Origin of the sequence: Collinsella sp. TF11-5AC, assembly GCF_003436775.1 — a bacterium.
Lineage (GTDB): Bacteria > Actinomycetota > Coriobacteriia > Coriobacteriales > Coriobacteriaceae > Collinsella.
The window spans coordinates 38,436-45,566 of the sequence record NZ_QSQO01000016.1; the positions used below are offsets into that span (position 1 = coordinate 38,436).

Below are 7,131 nucleotides of genomic sequence, written 5' to 3' on the forward strand. Positions count from 1 at the left end.
CCGCCCGCGCGGCTTTGCCGTGATGGTATAGTTATCCAGGTTTTTATGGGGGTGGCTATGCCAAGCTGGAACATTCATATCGCTCAGACGGAGCGTTTGCTGGAGCGCACCGGTGCGCTTGCCAATAGCGTGCGCGACCGCAATGCCTTTTTGTTTGGCTGCGTGGTTCCGGATATCTTCGTGGGCTATATGGTCCCTGGCATCGCTGATCCCATTCCGTATCGCATTACGCACTTTGCAAACCCCGAGCCTATCCCTAAGCCGCGCGAGCACGAGTTCTGGGATACCTATGTGGCGCCGCTGCTCAAAGGGGCGTCTGTTGGTACCCCGGCTGCCGCGACCTCGATCGCCGAGGAGCGCGAGCGACTCAATCGGGTGCATTATCCCCAACGCTACAAGGACGCCGAGCCGGTTGCCGGTCCCGGTGCTAGCGAGCTTTCACTCGCGCCCGATGACGTGGCGCAGTCGCTGCTCGATCTGACGCTGGGCGTTTGGTCTCACCTCGTGGCCGATACCGTGTGGAATACGCGCGTGAATCAATACCTGGAGGCGCACGGCGGCAAGCCGTGCGAGGAATTCCGCATTAAAAAGCAAGGCGACTTTGACTGGTTTGGCAAGACGCTCGGCATTGTTTCGATTCCGCGCGCGACCGATCGCCTGTATACTGCGGCGACGCGTTTTGGTCAGTATCCCATCCATAAGGAGTATGTGCTCAAGACCATTGGCGTTATGCACGAGATTGTACGCGAAAACCCCGGAGAGCCCGATCATCCGCCGTATCGCTTGCTAACCGAGGAGTTTTTCGATGCAACGTTTACCGAGGTCGTCGAGCTAACTGAGGAGGGATTTGCCGCCCGCGTCGAATCGCCCGATGTGCCCGCGCTGCCCCTGATCGCTAGCTGCTAGCTGGCCGGCCCGGCAGTGAATAGCTCAACCCAATCGACCAACAGCTCCCGCCGAAGGGTATCTTCGGTGATGCGTTCTTGGTCGGTCTTTGGGATGTAGGGGAGCCCCGCCTTTTTATGGATGAGTTCGGCGATGTTGTTAAAGCTCTTCGTGTCTTTGATTTGCTCATAGGTTATCTGGATAACGTCATAGCCCATGCTGGTGAGGGCGGTGGTGCGCTCGGCATCGGAGAGACTTGCCGCTTCGCCATCGTGGGCGGAGCGGCCTTGGCATTCAAGGATGACGCCCATGCTGTCGGTGGCGCTTTCGATGAGGATATCGGCGTAGCAGCAGGTTTTGTCATACAGCGAACGCGCGGCTTCGCTGAGCGGGATGCGCGCGTTATTGGTGATGTCGATGCCCAGACCGCCCTCATCGCGGGGGAGCGAGATGAGAATTGACGTCTGGACTTCAAAGGGCGAGGCGGTCTGTCCTGTCATGCGTTCGGCGGCCCAGCGGAGCTGCTTAACGCCGCGCAGGCCTGCGGCCTGCTTGGCGAACGCGGCGATATCCGCTGCGGTAAGAAGCGGCGTGCGCTTCCACAAGTTGGTGTCATTGCCCTTGGTGTCGTCAACTCGCTCCCAGCCGCAGCTGGGCGGAATGAGCTTAAGCGAAATAGCTTCATCGAGTTGTTGTTGCGTTCGCTCGCAGGGCTTAAACACTGCAAAGGAGCCGCACATCTCGTAGCAAGCCATGAGTAACTGGCTGCGTGAGACCTGCGTGGCAAGGCTGAGCAGCGTGAACTCCGGTGAAGTGACATCAAACCCATGCTCAGTCTGCCTAAACGACCCAGGAGGCGGCTCTTGGGTCAGGAGGTGCGATTTAAACAGGCTTCGCGACCCGGATTGTGCCCGAGTGAATACAAGCCTGTGAAGCGGTGTGTGAAGCAGGTCTTTTACAACTGCATGACTTCCGAGGCCGCAACATCTGCGATCCATATTGCCAAGGCTAATGGCGGGGTAAAGGCCTAATACCTGCGGCGGGATACGGTGATAGTAAAAAGCGGATTGACCGCATAGCGTCAGGTCCATGATATCCTCCTGGTCGAAATGTGCTTTTGGACCGTGCGATGCCAGCGTCAATCCGGAAGTATGCGGCAAAATCTGAATCCTATGAGCAGACCTGGCTTTTAAGGCCAGTTTATCAGGCATTTTGTTGCGAAAAAACAGGGCGTGCTCGGGGGTCTCAGAATTTGCCGCATACTTCCGAAAACCAGGTCGATCTGGCTCCTGCTAAAACGATTTAGCAGCGTCGGGTAAGGTGTGGTTTCGCCATCGGGCGAACATTTCCGCAGCAAGAAAGTTCATTTTTAGGGCTTGGAGGGGCGATTTGGACTCATTTGGTAAAGAAATGAGTGCGTGTCATGCTGTGCAGTGGGCACTGGCACAGAAAAAGGGCCCGGAAGGCGAAGCCTTCCGGGCCCTTTGCAATGCAGTGTGCTTGCAAGTGTGATTTAGCGCACCTGAGCGACGTAAGCGACGTTGGTCGAGGAGACCTTGTCCTCGAGCTGGACGCTCATGCGGGGATCGCCGGCGGTGGCGACGGTCAAATCGCCGGCCTCGACGTAGCCGAGCTCCTTAGCGGTCTCGATCGCCTTGACGATCGTGCCGTTGACGGTGCCCTGGGTAATCTCGGCCTGATGCGGGATAACGCCCCAGTACATAATCATCTGCTGGACGGCCCACTCGTGGCGGGAGAACGCGCAGATCGGCATGTTGGGACGGAAGTGCGAGATCAGGCGAGCGGTACGACCGGTGGTCGTCGGCACGGTGATGCACTTGGCGCCAACGGTGGTAGCCATGTTCACAGCGGACATACCCACAACGTTGTTGACAACGCGGGTGCCGTGAGCATCGGCCGGAACCTCGAGCGGAGCGTGGGCCGGGAGGTACTTCTCGGTCTCGAGAGCAATGCTGGCCTGCATCTTGACGGCCTCGACCGGGTACTTACCGGCAGCGGACTCGCCAGAGAGCATGACGGCGTCGGTGCCGTCGTAGATGGCGTTAGCAACGTCGGCAACCTCGGCGCGCGTCGGGCGCGGGTTCTGCTGCATGGAGTCGAGCATCTGCGTAGCGGTGATGACGGGCTTGTAGGCCGCGTTGCACTTGGCGATGATCTCCTTCTGGATGTGGGGAACGAGCTCGGGCTTGATCTCGATGCCCAGGTCGCCACGGGCGACCATGATGCCGTCGGAAGCCTCGAGGATCTCGTCAAAGTTCTCGACGCCCAGGGCGCACTCGATCTTCGGGAAGATCGTCACGTGCTCGCCGCCGTTCTCGCGGCAAAGCTTGCGGATGCCACGGACGGACTCGCCGTCACGGATGAAGGAAGCGGCGATGTAGTCGATGTTCTCGGTCAGGCCAAAGAGGATGTCCTGACGATCGCGCTCGGTGATGGCGGGCAGCGAGATGTTGACGTTGGGCATGTTGACGCCCTTGCGCTCGCCGATCAGGCCGTCGTTCTTAACGACGCAGGTCATGTCCTGGCCGCTGACGGACTCGACCTCGAGGGCAACCAGGCCGTCATCGATCAGGATGAGGGAGCCCTTCTCGACCTCGGAAGGCAGAGCCAGGTAGTCGAGGGAGATGTGCTCAGCGGTGCCGTGGAAATCCTCGGACGTGGGCTGAGCGGTGACGACGATCTTATCGCCGGTCTTGACGGCAACCTTCTTGCCGTCGACCAGAAGGCCGGTGCGGACCTCGGGGCCCTTGGTGTCGAGCAGGATGCCGACAGGCAGACCGAGCTCCTTGGAAATACGGCGGACGCGCTCGATGCGACCGTGGTGCTCGTCGTAGGAGCCGTGCGAGAAGTTAAAACGGGCGACGTTCATGCCCGCCTTGATCATCTCGCGGATGGTCTCGTCGCTATCGCAGGCGGGACCCATGGTGCATACAATCTTAGTGCGCTTGTACATTCAGACCTCCATCTGACATCGTCTTGCGCTGATAGATAAACCATAAGAAATAAAACCGAGATGATTATAACGAAATGCCGACCGAATACCCCAAAAAATCGACCGTATGCCGAAATGGAAGTTCATTTTTTGCGGGAAAAACGGTATATGAAAAATCTTTACCAACCACTCCAACCGCTGCTATCTGGGAGATATGTCAGTTTGGCGATGTGCCGAAGAAAAAACGTTTTACCAATGTTGAGCATCACACGGTCTGCACCGTTGCGTGCGGACCATATTTCCAAACCGATTGTTTTGGCTAGACGCGTCGCTTTGGGGTACCATAGCTCCACTATCAACTGCCGCTCAGCACGGCAGCCTTGATGAGCCCTTGCCCTTCTCCTGGGAATTATGATCGGGCATCAATCTGCTGAGTGGCCCGAATCCCAGGAGGGGACTCTATATGCAAAAGGAATACCTGTCCGCCGCGGCGGAGGTGCTCAGCGACCAAGGTGTCGATGAGAACCTCGGCCTGAGCAACGACGAGGCGTCTTCGCGCCTCGCCAAGACAGGCCCTAACAAGCTCGAGGAAGCCGAGAAGACACCGCTGTGGAAGCGTTTCTTTGAGCAGATGGCCGACCCCATGGTCATCATGCTGATCGTTGCCGCCGTCATCAGTGCGCTCACGGGCATGGTCAAGGGCGAGCCCGACTTTGCCGATGTTGCCATCATCATGTTCGTCGTTATCGTCAACTCGGTGCTGGGCGTGGTCCAGGAAGCCAAGAGCGAGGAGGCCCTCGAGGCCCTGCAGGAGATGAGTGCGGCGCAGTCCAAGGTGCTGCGCGACGGCAAGCTCGTGCACCTGCCGAGCGCCGAGCTCGTGCCTGGCGATGTGATCATGCTCGAGGCGGGCGACTCCGTCCCGGCCGACTGCCGCGTGCTCGAGAGCGCCACGATGAAGATCGAAGAGGCCGCGCTCACCGGCGAGTCCGTGCCCGTAGAGAAGCACGCCAACGTGATCGAGCTCGCTGCGGGCACCGATGACGTGCCGCTCGGCGACCGTAAGAACATGTGCTATATGGGCTCCACCGTCGTGTACGGCCGCGGTCGCGCCGTCGTGGTCGGCACCGGCATGAACACCGAGATGGGCAAGATCGCCGGCGCCCTGGCCGAGGCCAAGGAAGAGCTCACGCCGCTGCAGGTGAAGCTCGCCGAGCTCAGCCGCATCCTCACCATCATGGTTATCGTCATCTGCGTCGTCATCTTTGGCGTTGATATCATCCGCCACGGCGTGGGCAACGTTCTTACCGACCCGACTGCCCTGCTCGACACCTTTATGGTTGCCGTCTCGCTCGCCGTCGCCGCCATCCCCGAGGGCCTGGTTGCCGTCGTGACCATCGTCCTCTCGCTTGGCGTGACCAAGATGGCCAAGCGCCAGGCGATTATCCGCAAGCTCTCTGCTGTCGAGACCCTTGGCTGCACACAGACCATCTGCTCCGACAAGACCGGTACCCTTACCCAGAACAAGATGACCGTCGTCAAGCACGAGCTCGCTGCGCCCAAGGAGAAGTTCCTGGCCGGCATGGCGCTGTGCTCCGATGCTCAGTGGGACGAGGAGCTGGGCGAGGCCGTGGGTGAGCCGACTGAGTGTGCGCTCGTCAACGATGCCGGCAAGGCGGGCCTCACTGGCCTGACTGCCGAGCACCCGCGCGTGGGCGAGGCCCCGTTTGACTCGGGCCGCAAGATGATGTCCGTGGTCGTCGAGACCCTTGACGGCGAGTATGAGCAGTACACCAAGGGCGCGCCCGACGTGGTGATCGGCCTGTGCACCCATATCTACGAGGGCGATAAGGTCGTCCCCCTGACCGAGGAGCGCCGTGCCGAGCTCGTGGCCGCCAACAAGGCCATGGCCGACGAGGCCCTGCGCGTGCTGGCGCTGGCAAGCCGCACCTACACCGAGGTCCCGAGCGACTGCAGCCCCGCTGCGCTCGAGCACGACCTGGTCTTCTGCGGCCTGTCCGGCATGATCGACCCTGTCCGCCCCGAGGTCGCCGACGCCATCCGCGAGGCCCACGATGCCGGTATTCGCACCGTCATGATCACGGGTGACCATATCGACACCGCCGTGGCCATCGCCAAGCAGCTGGGCATCGTCGCCGATCGCAGCCAGGCCATCACCGGCGCCGACCTCGACCGCATGAGCGACGAGGAGCTCGACGCGCACATCGAGGATTACGGCGTGTACGCCCGCGTCCAGCCCGAGCACAAGACCCGCATCGTCGAGGCCTGGAAGTCGCGCGACCAGATCGTGGCCATGACGGGCGACGGCGTCAACGATGCCCCGTCCATCAAGCGCGCCGACATCGGCGTTGGCATGGGCATCACCGGTACCGATGTCACCAAGAACGTCGCCGACATGGTACTTGCCGATGACAACTTCGCTACCATTATCGGCGCCTGCGAAGAGGGCCGTCGCATCTACGACAACATCCGCAAGGTCATCCAGTTCCTGCTTTCGGCCAACCTTGCCGAGGTGTTCTCGGTGTTTATCGCCACGCTCATCGGCTTTACCATCTTCCAGCCGGTGCAGCTGCTGTGGGTGAACCTGGTCACCGACTGTTTCCCCGCGCTCGCGCTGGGCATGGAGGATGCCGAGGGCGACATCATGAAGCGCAAGCCGCGCAACGCCAAGGACGGTGTCTTTGCCGGACATATGGGTCTGGACTGCGTGGTCCAGGGCCTAATCATCACCGCGCTGGTGCTGGCGAGCTTCTTTGTGGGCGTGTACTTTGACATGGGCTACATCCACATCGCCGATATGATCGCCGGCAATGCCGACGAGGAAGGCGTGATGATGGCGTTCATCACGCTCAACATGGTCGAGATTTTCCACTGCTTCAATATGCGCAGCCGTCGTGCGTCGCTGTTCACCATGAAGAAGCAGAACAAGTGGCTGTGGGCTTCCGCCGCGCTGGCACTGGTGCTGACGGTGATCGTGACCGTGCAGCCGACGCTTGCCGAGATGTTCTTTGGCCCCGTGACGCTTGAGCTCAAGGGCGTTGTCGCTGCCCTGGGCCTGGCCTTCCTGATCATCCCGCTGATGGAGATCTACAAGGCGGTCATGCGCGCGGTCGAGAAGGAGTAGGTCGAAAGGCCATCCTTCCCACCGGCCCGACCGCCTGCGGGGTTTCTTCCTCGCTGGTCCTCGCGCTTCGCGCTGCGGGATCGCTCGGAAGAAACCCCTCCCGGCGGTGAACTGCGCCCCAATTCTTGGACGGGCTAATAAGCGGCCT

At 60.5% G+C, this 7,131-nt stretch carries 4 protein-coding genes; 2 read left to right on the forward strand and 2 right to left on the reverse strand.

The window, feature by feature from the left end; all coding sequences use genetic code 11:
• Positions 1 to 57 precede the first annotated feature (57 nt).
• The gene (locus tag DXD16_RS07600) at positions 58 to 906 is read left to right on the forward strand and encodes a hypothetical protein (protein ID WP_117655682.1); all 849 of its coding nucleotides are present in this window, start codon (positions 58 to 60) and stop codon (positions 904 to 906) included.
• Here DXD16_RS07600 and DXD16_RS07605 read toward each other — a convergent pair.
• A complete protein-coding gene (locus DXD16_RS07605; protein ID WP_147326470.1) occupies positions 903 to 1,976 on the reverse strand; it encodes a hypothetical protein in 1,074 nt (357 codons plus the stop codon). The genes DXD16_RS07600 and DXD16_RS07605 overlap by 4 nt on opposite strands.
• Positions 1,977 to 2,398: 422 nt before the next feature.
• Positions 2,399 to 3,859, reverse strand: coding sequence for a pyruvate kinase (pyk, locus tag DXD16_RS07610; RefSeq protein ID WP_117637393.1), 1,461 nt, complete (start codon positions 3,857 to 3,859; stop codon positions 2,399 to 2,401).
• Positions 3,860 to 4,301: 442 nt separating this feature from the next.
• On the opposite strand from pyk, the gene DXD16_RS07615 reads away from it, so the two are divergent.
• On the forward strand, positions 4,302 to 6,983 hold the full coding sequence (locus tag DXD16_RS07615; RefSeq protein WP_117655684.1) for a cation-translocating P-type ATPase: 2,682 nt from the start codon (positions 4,302 to 4,304) through the stop codon (positions 6,981 to 6,983).
• Positions 6,984 to 7,131: the final 148 nt, after the last annotated feature.